Genomic DNA, 20,955 nt, shown 5'->3' with positions numbered 1-20,955 from the left:
CGACGGGTAGCAATCCTTGGCGACGCCGGTGCAGCGCGCCCGCGGGGAAGCGGCTCGCCGGCGAGCGGTTTCGCTTTGACCCTAATGCCGAAAGTGCGCTGACGCCGCTCGGAGGCCAGCGGTGAAGCAGGGCTCGCAGTCCCGCCTGCTACCCCTCGCCCTGGATGCCGCCCTCGTCGCCGTGGTGGTGTTGGCGGGGCTGCTCGCCAGCATCGGCGCCTTTCGCTCGCTGACGCAGAAGGCCGCGGCCCAACAGCGCGAGGTGCTGAATGCGATCGGCCAGAGCGTCGTCGCCGCCTTCGACCTGCAGCTGGTGCGGGCCATCGAGGCCCTTGAGGTGAGCGGCCAGTTGCTGTCCGTCCAGGGCCAGCCCTCGCTCGATCAGTTCAGGCGTTATGGCCGAGGCCTGTTGAGCGGCGGCTCGGCCCTGACCCTGCTGGAGTGGCAGCCCGTCGTGAGCGACGCGGACCTCTCCGCCTTCGAGCGCCGCGCCGCCGCCGAGCAGCGGGGCTATCGCATCGTCGAGCCGGCCGCGGCCGAGGGCGGGGCCGCCGGTGACGACTTCATTGCGGCGCGCCCGCGCGACCTGCATCTGCCGGTGCTGTACTCCTGGCCCGAGGCGGGGGCGGCCCTGGGCGTGGACATGGCTTTCGACCCGCGCCGCATGCGCTCCAAGCTGCTGGCTCGCGACTCCGGCTCGCCGGTGGCTTCAGAGACCTTCAGCCTCATCCGCCGCGGCCAGCCCGGCCCGGTCGTGCTCGGCTTCGCCGTCTCCGCCCCCGTCTACCGCGCCGCCCGGCCCGACACCGTCGAGGCGCGGCGTCGCGAACTGCTGGGCTTCCTGGCCGGCGTCATCGAGATGCCTGCCCTCATGCGCGAGGCCATGCGCCGCGCCGATGCCAACGACCTCGATCTCTTCGTCTACGACCAGGACGAGCAGCACCGCCTCATCTTCGGTGCCGCGGGCGCCGAACCCGCGCCTGGCGAGGAGGGCGACGCCGTGCTCAGCGTCGATGTCGGCGGCCGGCCATGGCAGCTGGTGCTGCGCCCCAGGCCTGCCTTCGTCGGCGGTGCGCGGGACCAATTGCCCTTGCTCGCCCTGGCCCTCGGGAGCCTGGCTTCGCTGTTGATGGGGGTCGCGGTGGCCCGCAGCCTCGTCATCCGCCGCCGGCTCGAACGCACCGAGGCCGTGCTGGCCGAGGACCGCCAGTACCTCAGCAATGTGCTCGACGGCACGGCCGCCGGCACCTGGGACTGGCATGTCGAGAGCGGTCGCCTCGAGGTCAACGAGCGCTGGGCCGAGATGCTGGGCCGCAGCCGCTCCGAACTCGAGCCCATCACCGGGACGACCTGGGAGCGGCTGTGCCATGCCGGCGACCTCATCGCGGCCAACGACGCCATGAAGCGCCATCTGGCGGGCCAGGAGGAGCGCTATGCGGTGGAGTTCCGCATGCGCCATGCCGACGGCCGCTGGGTCTGGGTGCAGAGCGTGGGCAGCATCGTCAAGCGCGACGCCCGCGGCCGGCCGCTGCGCCTGGCGGGCACCCACATGGACGTCTCCTGCCGCAAGGCCGAGGAGGAGTGCCTGCAGGAAGACGCCCGGGCGCTCGAGGCTGCCAACCGGCAACTGCGCGACCTCGCCATCCTCGACCCCCTCACCGGCGCCTTCAACCGCCGGCACTTCAACGACGTCTGCCTGGCGGCGCTGGCCGGCGCCCACCGTGGTCACGCCGTGGGCCTGTGCATGCTCGACGTCGACTACTTCAAGCCCTACAACGACCATTACGGGCATCAGTCCGGCGACGCCATCCTCAAGACCGTGGCGCAGGCCCTCAAGGACAACCTCAAGCGGTCCACCGACGCACTCTTCCGCGTCGGCGGCGAGGAGTTCGGCGTCATCTTCTCGGCCGCGTCGGCCGAGTCGGCCCAGCATTTCGTCGCCGAACTCGGCGCCACGCTGCGCGGGTTGGCACTGCCTCATGCCCGGAGCCCCTTCGGCCATGTGACGGCGAGCTTCGGCCTGGCCTGGTGGGCCGCGCCGACCTCGGCGCTGACGCCCGAGGCCATGTACGCCGCGGCGGACGCGGCCCTGTACGAAGCCAAGCGCGCCGGCCGCGACCAGACCGTCTTCCACCGTTTCGAGGCGGGCGAGGGCGAAACCCTGCCGCAGGCGCTGACGGGCAGACACTCCCTCGGCGTCGAGGCCGCCACCGATGATGCGGTCGACGGGCCTGTCAGGGCCTAGCCGCGGCCGGCATCGCGTCGGGGCGGTCTAGACTCGCTGCCCCATGAAGCCGCCGCCAGCCGCCCCTCAGCCCCAGCTGAACCGCCTCGTCCATCGCCCGCTCCAGCCGGGCCGCGACTATTGGGTGCTCGACGACGCGCTGCCCGACCCCATGGCGGTGAGGCAGCGTGCGCTCGCGCGGCAGGACTGGGTGCTGGGGGCGCCCCACCGCCCCGAAAGCTGGCCCGGCATGCGCATCCAGCCCGGCCTGACGCCTGAGGAACTGGCGCCGCTGGAGCGCTGGATGCTGGCGCAGACCGGCTGCCGCAAGGTGTACGCGCCACAGGTCGGCGCCGGGGACCGCATCAACCACAACTGCGTGCAGCTCGTCGGTGTCGACGAAGGCGCGGTGAAGCCGCACACTGATTCACGCGCCCTGTGCAGCTACGCCGCCGTGCTCTACCTGTCGCCCGACACGCCGCCCCACGCCGGCACGTCCTTCTTCCGGGTGCGCCACCCCGACGGCCGGCTCGGCGGCAACTGTGTGCCCTCGCGCTTCGCCAACCTCGTGGAGGCCCTGGGCACGCGCTTTGTGCCGCCCGACCTCTTCGTCGAGGAGGCGGCAGTCGACGCGCGCTTCAACCGCCTGCTGCTCTACCGCGCCGACCGGATCCACAGCGCCTCCGGCTACTTCGGCGAAGCGCCCGCCGAGCGGCGCATGACGGCGGTGTTCTTCTGGCTGGCCCGTTAGGGCCGGCCGCGCCTCACTCGTCGCCGGGGATCTGGCGGCGCAGCGTCACCTTGGTGTCGGCCGCGCGGCGCAGGCGGATGTTCATCATCTCCACGACGAGGGAGAAGGCCATGGCGAAGTAGATGTAGCCCTTGGGCACGTGGTGGCCGAAGCCCTCGGCCACCAGCACCACGCCGACGACGACCAGGAAGGACAGGGCCAGCATCTTGATGGTCGGGTGGTCGGACACGAAGCGACCGATCGGCCGGGCGAACAGCATCATCAGCGCCACCGAGCAGACCACCGCGGCGATCATCACGCGCACGTCGTCCACCATGCCCACGGCCGTGATGATGGAGTCGAGCGAGAACACCAGGTCGACCAGCATGATCTGCACGATGGCGGCGCCGAAGGCCGCCCGGGCTGCCTTGCCGGGGCTGGGCTTGGTCTCGTCTTCGCCTTCGAGCGAACCGTGGATCTCGACGGTGCTTTTCCAGATCAGGAAGAGGCCGCCTCCGATCAGGATGAGATCCCGGCCGGAGATGCCCTTGTCGAACACCGTGAACAGCGGCTCCACCATGCCGACGATCCACGCCAGCATCAGCAGCAGGCCGATGCGCATGAACATCGCCATGAAGAGGCCCACGCGCCGGGCCAGCTCCTGCTGCGCCTTGGGCAGCTTGTCCACCAGGATGCTGATGAAGATGATGTTGTCGATGCCCAGCACCAGCTCCAGCGCGGTCAGCGTGGCGAGGGCGATCCAGGTCTGCGGGTTGGTCAGCAGTTCGAGCATGGCGGGGCCGGTCCGTGGATTGAGCCGGAAATTGTCTCCAGCGCGGGGCCGGCCTTGCCCAGGCCCAGGCTGAGCGTCGCTTCGGTTTTTCAGGGGGTGTCGCCGCCGCTCGTGCGGCTCGATTCAGGACAGGCCCAGGGCCTGGAGCAGCTCGGCGGGCGAATAGGGCCGGCGGCGCCGGGGCCAGGCCTCCACCAGGCCCTGCATGCGCGCGTTCAGCGGTGCTCTGCGCCGCAGGCCTTGGGCCAGGCGGACGATCTCGCCGCACAGGGCGTCGATCTCGGTCGTGCGGCCCTGGGCGAGGTCGTCGGCCATGCTGGAGCGCGCCTTGGCATCGATGCGCAGCATGCGAGCCGCCACGAGGCGGAACAGCGGCGTGGGCAGGCGCAGCACCGTCAACAGCCGCCGGGGTGGCAGCGGCGTGAGCTGGGCGACCGGGCGGCCGGCGCCCTCCAGCAGATCCAGTGCCTCTTCCTGGAGGGCGGCCAGGGCGCGCCGGTAGCCGCGCTGCAGCAGTTCGTCGCGTAGCGGCCGGCCGCTGAGGGCGTTCACCGGGTTGTTCAGGTTGAGCAGCAGCTTGCCCCACTGGACGGGGGCGAGGTCGGCATGCAGGTCCAGCCGCATGCCCACGCGCGACAGCGCCGTCTGCCAGGCGGACAGCGCGGCATCCTGGGCCTCGCCCTCGGCGGCCAGCGCGCCGCCCGTGCCGCGGTGGTAGTGGCCGGGCGCGAGTTCGGCGATGTTGAAGGGCACCATGCCTGCGTGCCAGCGCAGCGCCGGGGCGGTGGCGCGGGCGAGGTCGGCATTGCCGATGCCGTTCTGCAGGCTGACGACCGGCGTGCCAGGAGGCAGCGTCAGGCCGAGCGCCGTCGCCGCTGCCGCCGTCGCGCCGGACTTCACGCACAGCAGCACCAGGTCTGGCTTGAGTCCGGCGGGTGGCTCTTCATGCAGGCGCAGCTGCAGCGCGGGGATGTGGCGGTCCAGGCCGTCCTGGTCGGTCAGGCGCAGGCCGTGCTTGCGCAGCGCCGCCAGCACGCGCGGGCGCCCGACGAAGTGCACTGGCACACCGGCCAGTTGCGTCAGGCCGCCGGCGAAGCAGCCGACGGAGCCGGCGCCCATGACCAAGACGCCGGTCATCGCTTCAGGGCTTCAGACCGGATGGGCCAGGTCGCGCAGGTGCGTCGGCCCGACGCGCCTTTCGATCTCCTCGAGCAGGCGGCGTCCCCAGCCCAGCGTGAACATCGCCTCGCCGACGACGAACATGGGGCCGACGAGCAGGCCGACGAGGTCATCGACGAAGGCGGGCTTGCGGCCCTCGTAGTAGTGGCCGACGAACTGGAAGATCCAGCCCACGACGAAGGCGCCCACGCCGATGAGCAGCCAGCTCGTCATCGAGCCTTGGGCCGCCGTCATGGCCATCGCCGTCAGGACGCCGTTCACGATGGCGGTGGCTGCGCCTAGCATGAGGTTGCCGCGGGTGAGATACCACAGCGCGGTCACGGCCCAGACGACGATGGCGGCATTCATGGGCGTGTCGCCGAGCGTGAACTCGGCGCGCGACAGCAGCACGCTGATGGCGAAGACGATGAGGGGGATGCCGATGAAATGCGTCGCGATGTTGCGGCGGTCGCGGTGGTAGGCGGCGTACTGCGCCATCAGGTCGAGGGCAGGGCGGAACAGGCTGGCCATGGCGGGCTCCGTGCGTGGGAGAGTGGTGGCTATGCTAGACCAGCCGGGCGCCGCGGCGCGAGGCGTCGGCCCGCAAACCCCCGAATGAACGTGCAGTTTGATGCCTAGGAACCTCACGATGTCACCTGCGAGACGCCGGCTGCTGCTGGCCGCCGCGGCGGCCCTGGCGGGCTGTGCCGGCCCTCTCCCGCCGTCGCCCGCCGCTCCTGACGATGGCCAAGCCTTGCGCATCCTCGTCTTTCGCGGTGGCACGGCGGCGCGGCTGGGCCATAACCACGTGCTGCGCGCAGCCGATCTCCGGGTGGAATGGCCCGAGGCCGGCCCGGTGCTGCGCTTTCGCCTGGACGCGCTGGACATCGACCCGCCGGCCCTTCGCGCCGGCCTCGGCGCCGCCTTCGCCAGCGCTGTCGGCGACGAGGCCCGCGCCGGCACGCGCGCCAACCTGCTCAAGGCCCTGGACGTGGCCAGGCATCCCGAGGTCGTCGTGCGCACGCTGCAGCGCCTTGGCGAGGGCGGCCGGCAGGCGGTGGAGGCCGAGATCAGCCTGCACGGCGTCACGCGCCGCCAGTGGTTCGTCGCCGAGGTCGAGGGCCGCCGAGCCCGCGGCGAGGTCGTCGTGCGGCAGAGCGACTTCGGCCTGCAGCCCTTCACGGTGCTCGGCGGCCTGCTGGCCGTGCAGGACGCGCTGGTGGTGCAGTTCGAGCTGACGGCGCCTTAGGCTCGCGGCGCCGGCCCGAGCCGGCGGACCATGAGGTCCTTGTCGAGCCGCCGGCCGTCGGGCAGGCGGATCGCGTCGGGCAGGCGGCCATAGCGCTCGAAGCCCTGGCTCTCGTAGAGGCCGATGGCGGCGCGGTTGCCGGCGGTGACGCTGAGCGTGACCTGCGCCAGCCCCGGGGTGGCCTGCAGGCGGTCGAGCGCCTCGGCCAGCAGCGCACGGCCGAGGCCACGGCCGCGGTGGCTGGCCGCCACCATCATGCCCACGAGGTGGGCGGTGTGCTGCACTTTGCGCCGCGGCTCGCGCTCGCAGGTGAGGGCGCCGACGAGGCGTCCGCCATCCAGGGCCACCAGGGTGAACAGCGTGGTGCCGTTGGCGCCGCCGGTCAGGCGGCTCCGATAGCTCGCCAGGTCGCGCTGGATCTCGGTCTCCGCGTCCGAGGTGAAGGCCTCGGGGTGGGCCGCGAGCATGCCGTCGCGCAGTGCCTTGTAGGCGAGCAGGTCGGGTTCCACCATGGGTCGGATGAGCAGGCTATCCATGCAGGTCGGCGAGGTGGTTGAAGTTGGCGAAGGCGGCTTCGCCGTCGAAGTGGGCGATGCCGTGGGGCCGGCTGCGCATCCAGCCCAGCACGGCACGGCCGCCGCCGCTCAGATGTTCGGCCAACGGCTCGCGCAGCCGGGCGTGCAGCAGAGCGTGGGTGGGATGCTCGCGCGCAGCCTGCGCGAAGGCCTGCCCGTGATCGGCTGCTGCTGCCAGCAGCCGGGCCGCAAGGTCCAGTGGCAGGCGAGGGCTGTCGCAGGGGGCCGTCAGCAGCCAGGCATCGTCGGGGATGGCGTTCAGGCCGGCCAGCATGCCGGCCAGCGGGCCGGCGAACTCGAGGCCGGGTGGATCGGTCAGCACCGGGTGGCCGAATGCCGCGTAGGCGTCCAGGTGGCGGTTGGCGCTGATGAGCAGCGCCTGGGCCTGCGGCGCGAGGCGTGCGATGACGTGAGCGACCAGGGGCTGGCCGTCCAGCAACTGCAGGCCCTTGTCCAAGCCGCCCATGCGCGTTCCCCGGCCACCGGCGAGGACGAGGGCATGGACGGCGCTCATCCGCCGATGTAGTGCATCTCGACGCGGCGCTCGCCCTCGGGCGTCGCGGCGCCCTGGCCGCGCAGCTGCGAATAGCGGTCGGCGCGGCCCGTCCAGACGCTCGCGACCGCCGCGGCCAGTTGTGCGTCGTCCACCGGCGCGGACCCGCGCAGCAGGCCGCGCAGGTCGTGGCCGCGGGTGGCGAAGAGGCAGGTGTAGAGCCGGCCTTCGGTCGAGAGCCTCGCGCGGTTGCAGTCGCCGCAGAAGGCCTGCGTGACGGACGAGATGAAGCCCACTTCGCCGCCGCCGTCGGCATAGGCCCAGCGTTCGGCCGTCTCGCCCGGGGCGCTGGCCGACAGCGGCACGAGGGGGAACTCCGCGGCGATGCGGCGCTGCACCTCGCTCGACGGCAGCACCTGGTCCATGCACCAGCCGTTGGTGGCACCCACGTCCATGTATTCGATGAAGCGCAGCACGATGCCGCTGTGCCGGAAGTGCCGCGCCATCGGCAGGATCTGGCCGTCGTTGACGCCGCGCTGGACGACCATGTTGACCTTGATCGGCCCGAGGCCGGCGGCCTGGGCGGCCTGGATACCCGCGAGCACGTCGGCCACGGGGAAGCCGACGTCGTTCATGCGCTGGAAGACGGCATCGTCCAGCCCATCGAGACTGACCGTCAGGCGCTTCAGCCCGGCCGCCCTGAGCGCACCGGCCTTGCGGGTCAGCAGTGAGCCGTTGGTGGTCAGCGTGAGGTCGAGTTCGCGGCCCTGCGGCGTGCGCAGGCCGGCCAGCATGCCGATCAGCGTTTCAAGGTGGCGGCGCAGCAGCGGCTCGCCGCCGGTGATGCGCAGCTTCTCCACGCCGAGGCCCACGAAGACGCGGGCCAGGCGGGTGATCTCCTCGAAGCTCAGCAGGTCGGCATGCGGCAGGAACTCGTGGTGCTTGTCGAACACCTGCTTGGGCATGCAGTAGCCGCAGCGGAAGTTGCAGCGGTCCGTCACCGAGATGCGCAGGTCGCGCAAAGGGCGCCCCAGCCTGTCGACCGGCGGGGCGCCGGCATCGCCGGCCGCGGGTTGCACCGGCATGCGCAGCGGGCGGGCGTCGTGCAGGGGGACGATGCGGGCGGACATGTGGCGATTGTGTCAGCGCCGCGAAGTCCGAGGGGTTGCGGGGCCAGGCGGCGCGCGCTTGAATCGGTCTGGATGAGCCCGATCCTCCATCCCGACCTGCCTCGCTTCGTCGCCTTCGGCGAGGCGTTGACCGACCTCATCCGCATCGGCCCGGACCGCTGGCGCAGCGCCTGCGGCGGCTCGCCCTGGAACGTCGCCGTGGCGATGTCCAGCCTCGGGCAGCTCAGCGCCTTCGCCGGCGCCATCAGCAACGATCCCTTCGGTGCCGAGATCTGGCGCAGCAGCCAGGACGCCAACCTCGACATGCGCTTCATCCAGCAGCTGGCCCGGCCGCCGCTGCTGGCCGTGGTGCACGAGGTCGACCCGCCGCAGGTCTTCTTCATCGGCCAGGACAGCGCCGACCTGCACTTCCGGCCCGAGGGCCTGCCCATGGGCTGGACGCGCGCGCTGCGATGGGCCCACTTCGGCAGCCTGGGCCTGGCGCGCGAGCCCCTGGCCGGGCGCCTGCTGTCGCTGGCCGAGGCGCTGAAGTCCGAAGGGCGGCTGATCAGCTACGACCCGAACTTCCGCAGCCCGCCGATGGATTCGAGCTACGACGACACGCTGGAGCAGATGTGCCGCCTGGCCGACGTCATCAAGGTGTCGGACGAAGACCTGCGCGGCCTGTTCCGCCTGCCCGACCACCGCTCGGGCCTGGCCCAGATCGCCGCCTGGAATCCCGGGGCCTGGCTGCTGCTGACGCGCGGCGATGCCGGCGCGACGCTCTACCACGGCGTCGAGGAGTGCAGCGCCCGGCCGCCGGAGGTCGACGTGGTGGACACCGTCGGTGCGGGCGATGCCGCCATGGCGGGGCTGCTCGACAGCCTGATGCGCGACGCCGGTGCCAGCGCCGAGCAGCATTTGCGCTGGGCCCTGGCGGCCGGTGCAGCGGCCTGCACCGAGGCCGGCTTCGCGCCCCCTCGCGCGGGTCATGTGGCGGCCTTGGCCGAGGCCGTGGAAATCGTCGACGCTAGGGTTTTCCCGCTTCGGTCTTGATCCAGATCAAGGGGGGCTCTAGGATTAACCGACCGGTCGGTAGAGAAATTCCATGTCCGAACACCTGATCCAGATCGAGCCGCAAGGCGCCGTGCGCTTGCTGCGCCTGAATCGCCCCGAAGCGCTGAACGCCTTCACGGCGCCCCTGCTCAGCCAGCTCCGTCAGGCCCTTGAGGCGGCGGCCGAGGACCGGGAGACGCGCGCCGTCGTCATCACTGGCGCGGGCCGGGCCTTCAGCGCCGGCCAGGATCTCGCCGACCCCCACGTCGCGCCCAGCCGCGACCCCGGCGCCGCGCCCAAGGACATTGGGCACATGCTGGAGCACTACTACATCCCGCTGGCCCTGCGCCTGCGCAGCATGCCGATCCCAGTGGTGGCGGCCGTCAACGGCGTGGCCGCAGGGGCGGGCGCCAACCTGGCACTGGGCTGCGACCTGGTGGTCGCGGGCGAGAGTGCCAGCTTCATCCAGGCCTTCTCCCGCATCGGCCTCATTCCCGACTGCGGCGGCACTTGGCTGCTGCCGCGTCTGGTGGGCCGCGCCAAGGCGCTGGAGCTGGCCCTGCTGGGCGACAAGCTCAAGGCCGCGGAGGCCGAGCGCATCGGCCTGATCGCCCGCGTGGTGCCCGACGCCGAGCTGGCCGGCACGGTCCTGGCCATCGCCCAGAGGCTCGCCGCCATGCCGACCCGCGCGCTTTATGAAACCCGCGCCGCGCTCGACGACGCCATGAAGCTGGACTATGAGCCCGCCCTCAAGCGCGAGGCACAGTTGCAAAGCCAGCTTGGCTTCGCCTACGACTACCTGGAGGGCACGGCCGCCTTCCTGGACAAGCGTTCGCCCGAGTTCAAGGACCGCTGATGGATACGCAAGCCACGGCCGAGAAGGTCCGCGACGTGATGTTCGCGGACGATGCCGCCAGCCGCATGCTGGGCCTGCAGATCACCGAGGTCTCGCCCGGCCGGGCCGTGGCGACGATGACGGTCCGGCCCGACATGCTCAACGGCTTCGGCATCTGCCATGGCGGGCTGATCGCCACGCTGGCGGACTCCGCCTTCGCCTTTGCCTGCAACAGCCGCAATGCGATGACGGTGGCGTCGGGCTTCGCCATCGACATCCTCAAGAGCGCCAAGCTCGGCGACGTGCTGACCGCGACGGCCGCCGAAGCCTCGCTGGCGGGGCGCACGGGCCTGTACGACATCACGGTCCGCAACCAGGAAGGCGAGTTGATCGCCCTGTTCCGCGGTCGCTCCTACCGCCTGGGCGAGCGCAAGGTCTTCGACGAAGGAATGCCAGCATGAGCATCAAGGCCCCGATCCGCGTGCCCAAGCCCGGCGAGCTGGAGCCCATCGAGACCGCCAGCCGCGACGAACTCCAGGCCCTGCAGCTCGAGCGGCTGCGCTGGAGCCTGCGGCACGCCTACGAGCACGTGCCGCACTACAAGGCCAGCTTCGACCGGGCCGGCGTGCACCCGTCCGACTTGAAGCAGCTGTCCGACCTGGCGAAGTTCCCGTTCACGACCAAGCAGGACTTGCGCGCGAACTACCCGTTCGGCCTCTTCGCCGTGCCGCGCGAGAAGCTGGCGCGCATCCATGCCTCCTCGGGCACGACGGGCAAGCCGACGGTCGTCGGCTACACCCTGGCCGACATCGACCGCTGGGCCAACCTCGTCGCCCGCTCCATCCGCGCCGCGGGTGGCCGTGCCGGCGATCTGGTGCACGTGGCCTACGGCTATGGTCTCTTCACCGGCGGCCTGGGTGCCCACTACGGCGCCGAGCGCCTGGGCTGCACCGTCATCCCGATGAGCGGCGGCCAGACCGAGAAGCAGGTGCAGCTCATCACCGACTTCAAGCCCGACATCATCATGGTCACGCCGAGCTACATGCAGGTGCTGATCGAGGAGTTCCGCCGCCAGGGCCTGGATGCGCGCGAGTCGTCGCTCAAGATCGGCATCTTCGGCGCCGAGCCCTGGACCGAGGCCATGCGCCGCGACATCGAGCAGGGCGCGGGCATCGACGCGGTGGACATCTACGGCCTGTCCGAAGTGATGGGTCCGGGCGTGGCCAACGAGTGCATCGAGAGCAAGGACGGCCCGGTCATCTGGGAAGACCATTTCTACCCCGAGATCATCGACCCCGAGACGGGCGAGGTGCTGCCCGACGGCAGCGAGGGCGAACTCGTCTTCACCTCGCTCACCAAGGAAGCGATGCCCGTCATCCGCTACCGCACGCGCGACCTCACGCGGCTGCTGCCGCCCACGGCGCGCAGCATGCGGCGCATGGGCAAGATCGTCGGCCGCAGCGACGACATGCTCATCATCCGCGGCGTCAACCTCTTCCCCACGCAGGTGGAGGAACTGGTGCTGCAGGAGCCGGGCCTGGGCGGCCAGTACCAGCTCGTCGTGACGCGCGACGGGCACCTGGACGAGCTCGTCATCCGCTGCGAGCTGGCGCTGGGCGCGACCGACGACGGCATCGGCCGGCGGCTGGCCGAGCGCATCAAGAACCTGATCGGCGTGAGCGCCAAGGTGAGCGTCGAGCAGCCCGAATCCATCGAACGCACGCTGGTCGGCAAGGCCCGCCGCGTGGTCGATCAACGCAAGAGATCATGAATACCCAACACAGCCACAGAGGCACAGAGACACAGAGGCGCTCGGATCTCTCTGTGTCTCTGTGCCTCTGTGGCCGTGTTCTTTTTCCTGAGCAAAGGAGCCGCTGATGTACACCCAAGCCATGGATCTGATGGCCCGGGAAGCCAAGCCCAAGGTCGTCAAGAGCGCCGAGGAGCTGGCCCGCGAAGAGGCCTTCGAGGCCCGCATCGACGCGGGCGACTTCATCGAGGCCAAGGACTGGATGCCCGAGCACTACCGCAAGACGCTGGTGCGCCAGATCAGCCAGCATGCGCACAGCGAGATCGTCGGCATGCTGCCCGAGGGCAACTGGATCACGCGCGCGCCGACGCTCAAGCGCAAGGCGATTCTTCTCGCCAAGGTGCAGGACGAGGGCGGCCACGGCCTCTACCTCTACGCCGCCGCCGAGACCCTGGGCACCAGCCGCGACGAGATGACCGAGGCGCTGCTGTCGGGCAAGGCCAAGTACAGCTCCATCTTCAACTACCCCACGCTGACCTGGGCCGACATCGGCGTCATCGGCTGGCTGGTGGACGGCGCGGCCATCATGAACCAGGTGCCGCTGTGCCGCTGCTCCTTCGCGCCCTACGCGCGGGCCATGATCCGCGTCTGCCGCGAGGAGAGCTTCCACCAGCGCCAGGGCTACGAGAGCCTGCTGGTGATGATGCAGAAGGGCACGCCCGAGCAGAAGGCCATGGTGCAGGACGCCGTGAACCGCTGGTGGTGGCCGGCGCTGATGATGTTCGGCCCGGCGGACAAGGATTCGCCCAACTCCGAGCAGAGCATGCGCTGGGGCATCAAGCGTGTCTCCAACGACACCCTGCGCCAGAAGTTCGTCGACGCCACCATCCCGCAGGCCGAGATCCTGGGCGTGACCGTGCCCGACCCCGAGCTGAAGTGGAATGCCGAGCGCGAGAGCTACGACTTCGGCCCCATCGACTGGAGCGAGTTCTGGCGCGTGGTGGGAGGCGAAGGCCCCTGCAACCGCGAGCGCCTGGCGGCACGTCAGAAAGCCTGGAACGACGGCGCCTGGGTGCGCGAGGCGGCAATGGCCCATTCGCGCAAGCAAGCCACCAAGGCCCAAGCGGCCTGAGGAGAGCACATGAGCAACACGAAGAACGAATGGCCGCTGTGGGAAGTCTTCGTCCGCAGCAAGGCGGGCCTGGACCACAAGCACTGCGGCAGCCTGCATGCGGCCGACGCGGCCATGGCCATTCAGATGGCACGCGACGTCTACACCCGCCGCCAGGAGGGCACGAGCATCTGGGTCGTGCGCTCCGAGCAGATCGTCGCCAGCGACCCGGTCGAGAAGGGCAGCCTCTTCGAGCCGGCCGACGACAAGGTCTATCGCCATCCGACGTTCTACGAACTGCCGGAACAGCTGAGCCACATGTGAGGACAGGCCCACCCCCTACTCGCTTTGCGAGCCTCCTCAAGGGGGCAACGCCGATGGCCCGGCAAAGCCGGTTTCGTGGCGTTCGCTGGGTAGAACCCACTGGCTGCGAGTCGAACTGCGAGACCCATGATGTTTGATCCCCGAATGACGTATGTCCTGCAACTCGCGGACACCTGCCTCATCCACGCCCAGCGCCTGGGCGAGTGGTGCGGCCATGCGCCGGTCATCGAGGAAGACCTCGCCCTGACCAACATGGCGCTGGACCTGATCGGCCAGGCGCGTGCGCTGCTCACGCATGCCGGCGCGCTGGAAGGGGCGGGCCGCGACGAAGACCAGCTCGCCTTCCTGCGCGAGGAGCGCGACTACCGCAACGTCGTCCTCGTCGAACTGCCCAACTCGGCGGCCAGCCCCAGCGACGGCAGCGGCGGCCGCGACTTCGCGCTGACGACGCTGCGCAACGCCGCGGTCGCCATCTGGCTGGAGCTGCTCTACGAGAAGCTCCTCGACAGCACGGACCCCGAGCTGGCCGCCATCGCCGCCAAGGCGCTCAAGGAGGTTCGCTACCACCGCCAGCATGCCAGCGACTGGGTCGTTCGGCTGGGCGACGGCACGGCCGAGTCGCAGGCACGCATGCAGGCGGCGCTGGCCGTGCTCTGGCCCTATGTCAACGAGCTGTTCGCCGCGCCGGGTGTCGACGGCGTCGGCCCGGCCTGGAAGGACGTCGAGGCCGAATGGCGCGCCCGCTGGGGCACCTTGATGCAGGAGGCCACCCTGAGCCTGCCGCGCGACAGCGCCCTGCGGACGCAAGGCCATCTCGGCGTCCACAGCGAGCACATGGGCCACCTGCTGGCGACGATGCAATACCTGCAGCGCGCCTACCCCGGAGGCGTGTGGTGAACCTGGAAGCCGCCCGGGCACGGCTGGCCTCGCTGCCGGACCCCGAGATCCCGGCCGTGACGCTGGTGGAGCTGGGCATCGTGCGGGACCTGCGCGAGACCGGCGCCGGGCTGGAGGTGGTGCTGACGCCGACGTACAGCGGCTGCCCCGCCACCGAGCTGATCGCCGACGACGTGCGTGCCGCGCTGGCGGAGTTCGGCCCGGTGACCGTGACCCTGCAGCGCAGCCCGGCCTGGACAACCGACTGGATCAGCGCCGAAGGCCGCGAGAAGCTGCAGCGCTACGGCATCGTGCCGCCGCAGTGCAGCGCCGAGCAGGCCATCCGCTTCGTGCCCCAGCTGCGCTGCCCGCGCTGCGCGGGCGGGCGCACGGAGCAGCTCTCGCGCTTCGGCTCCACGCCGTGCAAGTCGACGTGGCGCTGCATCGAATGCGGCGAGCCGTTCGAATACTTCAAATCGATATGAGCCCACCCCCTACGCGCTTCGCGCGCCCCCTTCAAGGGGGCACTGCCAGCGGCCCAGCAAAGCCGGCTCCGCGGCAGTCGCTGGATGGGCTCGCGCGCTTCGCCGCGAGCATTTAAGCCCCTGAAAACCATGGCACTTCACTTCCGACCCCTGCGCGTGACTTCCGTCGAGCGCGACACCGACGACGCGGTGGTCGTCGGCTTCGAGGCGCCGCCCGAAGGCTTCGGCTTCGAGCCCGGCCAATACCTGACCCTGCGCGCCAGCGTCGGGGGCGAGGAGCTGCGGCGCAGCTACTCCATCTGCTCGGACCGTTCGCTCAAGGTCGGCATCCGCCGCGTCGACGGCGGCGCATTCTCGAGCTGGGTGCATGAGCAACTGCGCGTGGGCGACGTGCTCGAGTCCTATCCGCCCCAGGGCCGCTTCGTGCTGCCGGCCGCGCGCCGGGACGGGCGCCATGTGCTCTTCGTCGCCGGCGGCTCAGGCATCACGCCCATTCTGGCCTTGCTGACGGCGCTGCTCGAACGCGAACCCACGGCCCGCGCGACGCTCATCTACGCCAACCGCCGCACGGCGTCGACGATGTTCAAGGAAGAACTCGAAGACCTGAAGAACCGCTTCATGACGCGGCTGTCGCTGCACCTGATCTTCAGCCGCGAGGCGGTCGACGCGCCGCTCTACGGCGGGCGGCTGGACGCGGGCAAGCTCAGCGCCTTCCTGGCCGGGCCGGTGCCAGCAGCCAGCGTTGACGAGGCCTTCGTCTGCGGGCCCTTCGAGATGAACGACCAGGCCGAGGCGGCGCTGCGGGGCGCTGGCGTGCCGGCCGAGCGCATCCACATCGAGCGCTTCGGCACGCCGGAGACCCTGGCCGGCCGTCCGGCGCCGCACGAGGTCAAGCCCGGCGATGCGCCCGAGGCCCGCGTCACCGTCATCCGCGACGGCCTGTCGCGCGAGATCGACTTCCATGCCGGCGACCCCAGCCTGCTCGACGCCGCCGCGCGCGAGGGCCTGGACGTGCCGTTCTCCTGCAAGAGCGGCGTCTGTTCCACCTGCCGCTGCAAGCTGGTGGAGGGCCGGGTGCGCATGGACAAGAACTTCGCGCTCGACAAGGACGAGGTGGCGGCCGGCTTCATCCTGAGCTGCCAGGCGCATCCGCTGACCGAGCGTGTCGTGATCAGCTTCGACGAACGTTGATGCATCATCCGGGGCCCTTCAACACGGCCACAGAGGCACAGAGACGCAGCGGCGTTTCCGGCCTGCGCTTCTCCGTGCCTCTGTGCCTCCGTGGTTGCATTTCTGAATCACGAGATTTCTGATGGCCCGTAAACGTGCCCCCGGTTTCGAAGCCCAACGCGAGGACATCCTCGCCGCCGCCGCGCGCCTGTTCGCCGAGCAGGGCTTCAGCGCCACGTCCATGAACCAGGTGGCCGAGGCCTGCGGCGTGGCCAAGCCCACGCTCTACCACTACTTCCAGGACAAGCAGGAGCTGCTCGCCCAGATCTGCGACAGCCATGTGCATGCGCTGCTGACGCTGGTGGAGGAGGTCAAGGCCCGGCAGCTGGCGCCCGACGCCCAGCTGCGCGCCCTCATCGAGCGCTTCACCCGCGCCTATGCCGACGCGCAAGACCAGCACCGCGTGCTGACCAGCGAGATCAAGTTCCTGGCCGATGCCGAGCGCGAGCGGCTGCTGGACGTCGAACGCCGCGTCGTGGCGGAGTTCGCCGCCGCGCTCTGCCGCGTGAGGCCGGAGCTGCGCGATGCCAAGCTGCACAAGCCGCTGACCATGCTGCTGTTCGGCATGATCAACTGGACCTTCACCTGGCTGCGCCCCGACGGCGAGCTCTCGCACGAGGCGCTCGCGGCCCTGGTGAGCGATCTATTCTTCGGCGGCCTCGGCGCAGTGCAACTGCGCCAGTCCGCCGCCATTCAATAACCCCGAGGAGACGACCCATGAAGCCCTTCAAGCAACTCGCCCTGGCCCTGGCCGCCACGCTCAGCCTCGCCGCCCAGGCCGACATCAACGTCGGCGTCACGCTGTCGGCCACCGGCCCCGCGGCCTCGCTGGGCATCCCGGAGAAGAACACTGTCGCGCTGATGCCGACGACCATCGCCGGCCAGAAGGTCAACTACATCGTGCTAGACGACGCGTCCGACACGACCACGGCCGTGGCCAACACCCGCAAGCTCATCACCGAGAACAAGGTCGACCTCATCATCGGCTCGACCGTCACGCCCAACTCGCTGGCCATGATCGACGCGGTGTCGGAGTCGGGCACGCCGATGATCTCGATGGCGGCCTCGGCCCGCATCGTCGAGCCCGTCGACGCCAAGAAGCGCTGGGTCTTCAAGACGCCGCAGAACGACATCATGATGGCCCTGGCCATCGTCCAGCACATGGTGGACAACGGCGTGAAGACGGTCGGCTTCATCGGCTTCGCCGACGCCTACGGCGAAGGCTGGTGGACCGAGTTCAACAAGATCGCCACCACCAAGAAGCTCAACGTCGTCGCGACCGAACGCTACAACCGCACGGACACCTCCGTCACCGGCCAGGTGCTCAAGCTCGTCGCCGCGCGGCCCGACGCCATCCTCATCGCTGGCTCGGGCACGCCCGCGGCCCTGCCGCAGAAGGCGCTCAAGGAGCGCGGCTACGCCGGCAAGATCTACCAGACCCACGGCGTGGCCAACAACGACTTCCTGCGCGTGGGCGGCAAGGACGTGGAAGGCACGCTGCTGCCGTCCGGCCCGGTGCTGGTGGCAGCCCAGCTGCCGGCCGACCATCCGGTCAAGAAGAGCGCGCTGGACTACATCGCCAAGTACGAGGCCGCCAACGGCAAAGGCAGCGTGTCGACCTTCGGCGGCCACGCCTGGGATGCCGGCATGCTGCTCGCCGCCGCCGCGCCCGAGGCCCTGAAGAAGGCCCAGCCCGGCACGCCGGCCTTCCGCGCCGCCCTGCGCGACGCGCTGGAGAACGTCAAGAACGTCGCCGGCGCCCACGGCGTGTTCAACATGTCCGCCCAGGACCACCTCGGCCTCGACCAGCGCGCCCGCGTGATGGTGAAGATCGAGAACGGCACCTGGAAGCTGATCAAGTAGCCCACCCTCTACGCGCTTCGCGCGCCCCTTCAAGGGGGCACTGCCGCAGGACCGGCAAAGCCGGATCCTCGGCAGTTGCTGGATGAACGGCCGTCGCTTCGCGAGGCCTTGAGGATCAAAGATGTCGGTTCCCATTCTGCAAAGCTACATCGCCGGCCGCTGGGTCGGTGCCACCGCGGCCAAGCCGCTGGCCAGCGCGATCAACGGCCGCGTCGTGGCCCACACGCACGAGGAGGCGCTCGACTTCGCCGAGAGCCTGGCCTATGCCCGGGGCACGGCCCTGCCGGCGCTGCTGCGCACCCACTTCCAGGACCGTGCCCGCGTGCTCAAGGCCCTGGCGGCCTACCTGCTCGAACGCAAGGAGCAGCTCTACGCCATCAGCGCCCACACCGGCGCGACGCGGGCGGACTCGTGGATCGACATCGAGGGCGGCATCGGCACGCTGTTCGCCTATGCCTCCATCGGCGGCAAGGACCTGCCCAGCAGCAATGTGTTGCACGAGGGCCCGCCGATGCGCCTCGGGGCCAACAACCACTTCATCGGCAGCCACGTGCTGGTGCCCAAGCGCGGCGTGGCCCTGCACATCAATGCCTTCAACTTCCCGATGTGGGGGATGCTGGAGAAGTTCGCGCCCAGCTTCCTGGCCGGCATGCCCTGCCTCGTGAAGCCGGCCACCGCCACCAGCTATGTCGCCGAGGCCTGCGTGCGCCTCATCGTCGACTCCGGCCTGGTGCCCGAAGGGGCGCTGCAGCTCATCATCGGCGGCACGGGCGACCTCTTCGACCGCCTCGACGAAGCCGACGTCGTCACCTTCACCGGCAGCGCCGACACTGCGCTGCAGCTCAAGGCCCATCCCAACCTGCTCCGCAGAAGCATCCCCTTCAACGCCGAGGCCGACAGCCTCAACTGCGCCATCCTCGCCCCCGACGTGACGCCGGCCGACCCTGAGTTCGACCTCTTCGTCAAGGAGGTGGCGCGCGAGATGACGGCCAAGGCCGGCCAGAAGTGCACGGCCATCCGCCGCACCCTGGTGCCGCGCCACCTGACCGATGTCGTCGCCGCCGCCTTGAAGGCCCGCCTGGCCAAGATGGTGGTCGGCGACCCGGCCCTGGAAGGCGTACGCATGGGGGCCCTGGCGAGCAAGGCTCAGCAGCATGACGTGGCCGAGCGTGTGGCCCAGCTCGCCCGCGGCTGCGAGGTGCTGCTGTCCGAGCGCGACGGCTTCGCGCCCAGGGGCGAGGGCGTGTCCGATGGCGCCTTCTTCGCGCCGACCCTGCTGCTGGCGCACAACTCCGCGGCCAGCGACGCCCACCATGTCGAGGCCTTCGGCCCCGTCACGACGCTGATGCCCTACGGCGAGTTCGAGGAGGCCCTGCATCTCGCGACCCTGGGCCGTGGCAGCCTCGTCGGCACCCTCTGCACCAAGACGCCGGCCCTGGCCGCGCAGGCCGTGCCCACCTTCGCCGCCTGGCATGGCCGCATGCTGGTGCTGGACCGCGAGGCGGCTCTCGAGAACACCGGCCACGGCTCGCCCCTGCCCAAGCTCAAGCACGGCGGCCCGGGGCGCGCCGGCGGCGGCGAGGAACTGGGCGGCCTGCGGGCCGTCAAGCACTACCTGCAGCGCTGCGCCGTGCAGGGCTCGCCGACCATGATCTCGGCCGTCACCGGCGAATACCAGCGCGGCGGCGCCGTGACGGAGAGCGAGACCCATCCCTTCCGGCGCTACTTCGAGGACGTGGAGGTGGGCATGAGCCTGCTCACCCACCGCCGCACGGTGGGGGAGGCCGACATCGTCGCCTTCGGCGGCCTGTCGGGCGACTACTTCTACATGCACTTCGACGAGGTCGCCGCGAAGGAGTCGCCGTTCGGCCGGCGCATCGCCCACGGCTACTTCGTGCTGTCGGCGGCGGCGGGCCTCTTCGTGAGTCCGGCGCCGGGCCCGGTGCTGGCCAACTACGGCCTGGAGAACCTGCGCTTCGTCACGCCCGTGGCCATCGGCGACACCATCCAGGCGCGCCTCACCGCCAAGCGCAAGATCGACCGCCCGCCGCGCGACGACCAGCCCGCGCAGGGCGTCATCGGCTGGGACGTGGCCGTCACCAACCAGCGCGGGGAGCTCTGCGCGAGCTACGAGATCCTGACGCTGGTGGCCAAAAGGGTGGCGGGATAGCCCACCCCCGAGGCGCTGCGCGCCTCCCCCTCAAGGGGGCGCACCCGGTGGCCTGGCAAAGCCAGTTCCACGGGTGCTGCTGGAGGGGGCAGCCGGCTGCGCGGCTGCGAAGGGTTCAGTTCAGGGGCAGCGCGCCTCAGCGCGTGACGGTGCCGCTCTCGGCGGCGGCCTTGAGGTCGGCGCGGCGGGCGCCGGTGAAGCGCTTGGCCCAGTAGGAGTCGCGCATGTCCTCCACGCGCACGGCACTGCCGGTGCGTGGGGCGTGGATGAACTTGCCTTCGCCCACGTAGATGCCCACGTGGCTGAAGGTGGCGCGCATGGTGTTGAAGAACACCAGGTCGCCGGGCTTGAGCTCGTCCTTGCGGATGGGCAGCAGGCTGCTGAGCTTGGCCTGCTCGTCGGCGCGGCGCGGCAGGATCAGGCCCACGCTCATCTCGAAGATGTGGCGGGTGAAGCCGCTGCAGTCGAAACCGTTCTCGACCGAATTGCCGCCTCGGGTGTAGCGCACGCCCAGGAAGTTCATGGCCGAGAGCACGAGGTCGGACGCGGTGTCCCGCACGCTGGCCAGCAGCCGAGATGACCCGCCGGTCTCGGCATTGCCCAACAGGCCGCGGTCGCTGAGGAAGCGGCTCACGGCATCGTTGGCTGGCTGGGTGCCCGGGGCGGGGCGGGGAGCCGCCTTGTCTGCCGCAGGCTGTGCCTGGGCCTGGGCCTGGGGCTGGGGCTGTTGCTGCTGCAGGCTCTGGCCGTAGGCACCCGTCATGGTGCCGGGCGGCGGCGTCACCGTCGCGGCCTGGGCCACCCCCTGAGCATGCGCGGCGCAACCGACGACCAGCAGGCCAGCGGCGGCGAGGCGATTCAGGAGGGCGAAGGGAACCAGGGACATTCGAGCGGACAGGGACCGGACGGAACGGGCCGCAAGGG

The 20,955-nt window shown here is 70.5% G+C and carries 22 protein-coding genes; 15 read left to right on the top strand and 7 right to left on the bottom strand.

All coding sequences use genetic code 11. The features are described from left to right. Nucleotides 1–121: 121 nt before the first annotated feature. Nucleotides 122–2,245 carry a sensor domain-containing diguanylate cyclase gene (locus LXT12_RS06365; RefSeq protein ID WP_233390552.1) on the top strand — a complete coding sequence of 708 codons (2,124 nt, stop codon included), beginning with the start codon at nucleotides 122–124 and terminating at the stop codon, nucleotides 2,243–2,245. 43 nt (nucleotides 2,246–2,288) lie between these two features. Further along, on the top strand, nucleotides 2,289–2,975 hold the full coding sequence (locus LXT12_RS06360) for a DUF6445 family protein (RefSeq protein ID WP_233390551.1): 687 nt from the start codon (nucleotides 2,289–2,291) through the stop codon (nucleotides 2,973–2,975). A gap of 13 nt (nucleotides 2,976–2,988) precedes the next feature. On the opposite strand, the gene LXT12_RS06355 is transcribed toward LXT12_RS06360, so the two are convergent. The 3 genes from LXT12_RS06355 to LXT12_RS06345 all read right to left on the bottom strand — a co-directional run bounded on the left by LXT12_RS06355 (nucleotide 2,989) and on the right by LXT12_RS06345 (nucleotide 5,436). Next, nucleotides 2,989–3,747, bottom strand: a complete 759-nt coding sequence (locus LXT12_RS06355; protein ID WP_233390548.1) for a TerC family protein — start codon at nucleotides 3,745–3,747, stop codon at nucleotides 2,989–2,991. Nucleotides 3,748–3,870: 123 nt separating this feature from the next. After that, on the bottom strand, nucleotides 3,871–4,884 hold the full coding sequence (locus tag LXT12_RS06350; protein ID WP_233390546.1) for a 2-dehydropantoate 2-reductase: 1,014 nt from the start codon (nucleotides 4,882–4,884) through the stop codon (nucleotides 3,871–3,873). A 12-nt stretch (nucleotides 4,885–4,896) separates the two neighbouring features. Beyond that, nucleotides 4,897–5,436 carry an Mpo1 family 2-hydroxy fatty acid dioxygenase gene (locus LXT12_RS06345; RefSeq protein WP_233390545.1) on the bottom strand — a complete coding sequence of 180 codons (540 nt, stop codon included), beginning with the start codon at nucleotides 5,434–5,436 and terminating at the stop codon, nucleotides 4,897–4,899. Between the two features lie 118 nt (nucleotides 5,437–5,554). Between LXT12_RS06345 and LXT12_RS06340 the strand changes: the two genes are divergently transcribed. Further along, the gene (locus tag LXT12_RS06340) at nucleotides 5,555–6,154 is read left to right on the top strand and encodes a YceI family protein (RefSeq protein ID WP_233390543.1); all 600 of its coding nucleotides are present in this window, start codon (nucleotides 5,555–5,557) and stop codon (nucleotides 6,152–6,154) included. Here LXT12_RS06340 and LXT12_RS06335 read toward each other — a convergent pair. From LXT12_RS06335 to moaA, 3 genes are read right to left on the bottom strand one after another with little or no spacing between them, the layout of a single operon-like run. Further along, entirely contained in the window at nucleotides 6,151–6,690 is a 540-nt protein-coding gene (locus LXT12_RS06335; protein ID WP_233390540.1) for a GNAT family N-acetyltransferase, read from the bottom strand. The two genes, LXT12_RS06340 and LXT12_RS06335, sit on opposite strands and share 4 nt — an antisense overlap. Continuing rightward, nucleotides 6,683–7,243 (bottom strand): molybdenum cofactor guanylyltransferase MobA, encoded by a 561-nt coding sequence (gene mobA / locus LXT12_RS06330; RefSeq protein ID WP_233390538.1) that lies wholly within the window; start codon nucleotides 7,241–7,243, stop codon nucleotides 6,683–6,685. Before mobA ends, LXT12_RS06335 begins: the two co-directional genes overlap by 8 nt. Next, entirely contained in the window at nucleotides 7,240–8,352 is a 1,113-nt protein-coding gene (gene moaA, locus LXT12_RS06325; protein WP_233390536.1) for a GTP 3',8-cyclase MoaA, read from the bottom strand. Before moaA ends, mobA begins: the two co-directional genes overlap by 4 nt. Before the next feature lie 72 nt (nucleotides 8,353–8,424). Here moaA and LXT12_RS06320 point away from each other — a divergent pair, with 72 nt between their 5' ends. The 12 genes from LXT12_RS06320 to paaZ all read left to right on the top strand — a co-directional run bounded on the left by LXT12_RS06320 (nucleotide 8,425) and on the right by paaZ (nucleotide 20,031). Then, nucleotides 8,425–9,387 (top strand): carbohydrate kinase family protein, encoded by a 963-nt coding sequence (locus tag LXT12_RS06320; protein WP_233390535.1) that lies wholly within the window; start codon nucleotides 8,425–8,427, stop codon nucleotides 9,385–9,387. Between the two features lie 52 nt (nucleotides 9,388–9,439). Beyond that, the gene (locus LXT12_RS06315) at nucleotides 9,440–10,243 is read left to right on the top strand and encodes an enoyl-CoA hydratase-related protein (RefSeq protein ID WP_233390533.1); all 804 of its coding nucleotides are present in this window, start codon (nucleotides 9,440–9,442) and stop codon (nucleotides 10,241–10,243) included. Further along, complete coding sequence (gene paaI / locus LXT12_RS06310) at nucleotides 10,243–10,683, top strand: hydroxyphenylacetyl-CoA thioesterase PaaI (protein ID WP_233390531.1); 441 nt, start codon at nucleotides 10,243–10,245, stop codon at nucleotides 10,681–10,683. Before LXT12_RS06315 ends, paaI begins: the two co-directional genes overlap by 1 nt. Continuing rightward, nucleotides 10,680–11,993: a phenylacetate--CoA ligase PaaK gene (gene paaK / locus LXT12_RS06305; protein WP_233390529.1), complete on the top strand. Its 1,314-nt coding sequence runs from the start codon at nucleotides 10,680–10,682 to the stop codon at nucleotides 11,991–11,993. Before paaI ends, paaK begins: the two co-directional genes overlap by 4 nt. A 106-nt stretch (nucleotides 11,994–12,099) precedes the next feature. Further along, nucleotides 12,100–13,104 (top strand): 1,2-phenylacetyl-CoA epoxidase subunit PaaA, encoded by a 1,005-nt coding sequence (gene paaA, locus LXT12_RS06300; protein ID WP_233390527.1) that lies wholly within the window; start codon nucleotides 12,100–12,102, stop codon nucleotides 13,102–13,104. Nucleotides 13,105–13,113: 9 nt separating this feature from the next. After that, nucleotides 13,114–13,407: a 1,2-phenylacetyl-CoA epoxidase subunit PaaB gene (paaB, locus tag LXT12_RS06295; RefSeq protein WP_233390525.1), complete on the top strand. Its 294-nt coding sequence runs from the start codon at nucleotides 13,114–13,116 to the stop codon at nucleotides 13,405–13,407. Between the two features lie 144 nt (nucleotides 13,408–13,551). Next, on the top strand, nucleotides 13,552–14,304 hold the full coding sequence (gene paaC / locus LXT12_RS06290; protein ID WP_233390522.1) for a 1,2-phenylacetyl-CoA epoxidase subunit PaaC: 753 nt from the start codon (nucleotides 13,552–13,554) through the stop codon (nucleotides 14,302–14,304). Continuing rightward, complete coding sequence (gene paaD, locus LXT12_RS06285) at nucleotides 14,298–14,768, top strand: 1,2-phenylacetyl-CoA epoxidase subunit PaaD (RefSeq protein WP_233390520.1); 471 nt, start codon at nucleotides 14,298–14,300, stop codon at nucleotides 14,766–14,768. The genes paaC and paaD overlap by 7 nt, the downstream gene beginning before the upstream one ends. 129 nt (nucleotides 14,769–14,897) lie before the next feature. Then, the gene (gene paaE, locus LXT12_RS06280) at nucleotides 14,898–15,959 is read left to right on the top strand and encodes a 1,2-phenylacetyl-CoA epoxidase subunit PaaE (protein ID WP_233390517.1); all 1,062 of its coding nucleotides are present in this window, start codon (nucleotides 14,898–14,900) and stop codon (nucleotides 15,957–15,959) included. Nucleotides 15,960–16,080: 121 nt separating this feature from the next. Then, nucleotides 16,081–16,698 (top strand): TetR/AcrR family transcriptional regulator, encoded by a 618-nt coding sequence (locus LXT12_RS06275; RefSeq protein WP_233390515.1) that lies wholly within the window; start codon nucleotides 16,081–16,083, stop codon nucleotides 16,696–16,698. 17 nt (nucleotides 16,699–16,715) lie between these two features. Next, nucleotides 16,716–17,861 (top strand): ABC transporter substrate-binding protein, encoded by a 1,146-nt coding sequence (locus tag LXT12_RS06270; protein ID WP_233390513.1) that lies wholly within the window; start codon nucleotides 16,716–16,718, stop codon nucleotides 17,859–17,861. Nucleotides 17,862–17,982: 121 nt separating this feature from the next. Beyond that, entirely contained in the window at nucleotides 17,983–20,031 is a 2,049-nt protein-coding gene (gene paaZ, locus LXT12_RS06265; protein WP_233390511.1) for a phenylacetic acid degradation bifunctional protein PaaZ, read from the top strand. Nucleotides 20,032–20,167: 136 nt separating this feature from the next. On the opposite strand, the gene LXT12_RS06260 is transcribed toward paaZ, so the two are convergent. Then, on the bottom strand, nucleotides 20,168–20,917 hold the full coding sequence (locus tag LXT12_RS06260) for a C40 family peptidase (RefSeq protein ID WP_233390510.1): 750 nt from the start codon (nucleotides 20,915–20,917) through the stop codon (nucleotides 20,168–20,170). Nucleotides 20,918–20,955 lie beyond the last annotated feature (38 nt).

Source organism: Pelomonas caseinilytica, assembly GCF_021353235.1.
Lineage (GTDB): Bacteria > Pseudomonadota > Gammaproteobacteria > Burkholderiales > Burkholderiaceae_C > Pelomonas > Pelomonas caseinilytica.
The sequence above is the reverse complement of the archived record's forward strand: the minus strand, read 5'-3'. Positions and strand labels throughout refer to the sequence as shown.

Coding starts and splice junctions, on each gene's coding strand:
- LXT12_RS06260 (WP_233390510.1), bottom strand. CDS start 20,917: ATGTCCCTGGTTCCCTTCGCCCTCCTGAATCGCCTCGCCGCCGCTGGC.
- LXT12_RS06270 (WP_233390513.1), top strand. CDS start 16,716: ATGAAGCCCTTCAAGCAACTCGCCCTGGCCCTGGCCGCCACGCTCAGC.
- LXT12_RS06345 (WP_233390545.1), bottom strand. CDS start 5,436: ATGGCCAGCCTGTTCCGCCCTGCCCTCGACCTGATGGCGCAGTACGCC.
- LXT12_RS06350 (WP_233390546.1), bottom strand. CDS start 4,884: ATGACCGGCGTCTTGGTCATGGGCGCCGGCTCCGTCGGCTGCTTCGCC.
- LXT12_RS06320 (WP_233390535.1), top strand. CDS start 8,425: ATGAGCCCGATCCTCCATCCCGACCTGCCTCGCTTCGTCGCCTTCGGC.
- mobA (WP_233390538.1), bottom strand. CDS start 7,243: ATGAGCGCCGTCCATGCCCTCGTCCTCGCCGGTGGCCGGGGAACGCGC.
- LXT12_RS06340 (WP_233390543.1), top strand. CDS start 5,555: ATGTCACCTGCGAGACGCCGGCTGCTGCTGGCCGCCGCGGCGGCCCTG.
- LXT12_RS06355 (WP_233390548.1), bottom strand. CDS start 3,747: ATGCTCGAACTGCTGACCAACCCGCAGACCTGGATCGCCCTCGCCACG.
- moaA (WP_233390536.1), bottom strand. CDS start 8,352: ATGTCCGCCCGCATCGTCCCCCTGCACGACGCCCGCCCGCTGCGCATG.
- paaZ (WP_233390511.1), top strand. CDS start 17,983: ATGTCGGTTCCCATTCTGCAAAGCTACATCGCCGGCCGCTGGGTCGGT.
- LXT12_RS06335 (WP_233390540.1), bottom strand. CDS start 6,690: ATGGATAGCCTGCTCATCCGACCCATGGTGGAACCCGACCTGCTCGCC.
- paaI (WP_233390531.1), top strand. CDS start 10,243: ATGGATACGCAAGCCACGGCCGAGAAGGTCCGCGACGTGATGTTCGCG.
- LXT12_RS06360 (WP_233390551.1), top strand. CDS start 2,289: ATGAAGCCGCCGCCAGCCGCCCCTCAGCCCCAGCTGAACCGCCTCGTC.
- LXT12_RS06315 (WP_233390533.1), top strand. CDS start 9,440: ATGTCCGAACACCTGATCCAGATCGAGCCGCAAGGCGCCGTGCGCTTG.
- paaE (WP_233390517.1), top strand. CDS start 14,898: ATGGCACTTCACTTCCGACCCCTGCGCGTGACTTCCGTCGAGCGCGAC.
- paaB (WP_233390525.1), top strand. CDS start 13,114: ATGAGCAACACGAAGAACGAATGGCCGCTGTGGGAAGTCTTCGTCCGC.
- paaC (WP_233390522.1), top strand. CDS start 13,552: ATGACGTATGTCCTGCAACTCGCGGACACCTGCCTCATCCACGCCCAG.
- LXT12_RS06275 (WP_233390515.1), top strand. CDS start 16,081: ATGGCCCGTAAACGTGCCCCCGGTTTCGAAGCCCAACGCGAGGACATC.
- paaK (WP_233390529.1), top strand. CDS start 10,680: ATGAGCATCAAGGCCCCGATCCGCGTGCCCAAGCCCGGCGAGCTGGAG.
- paaA (WP_233390527.1), top strand. CDS start 12,100: ATGTACACCCAAGCCATGGATCTGATGGCCCGGGAAGCCAAGCCCAAG.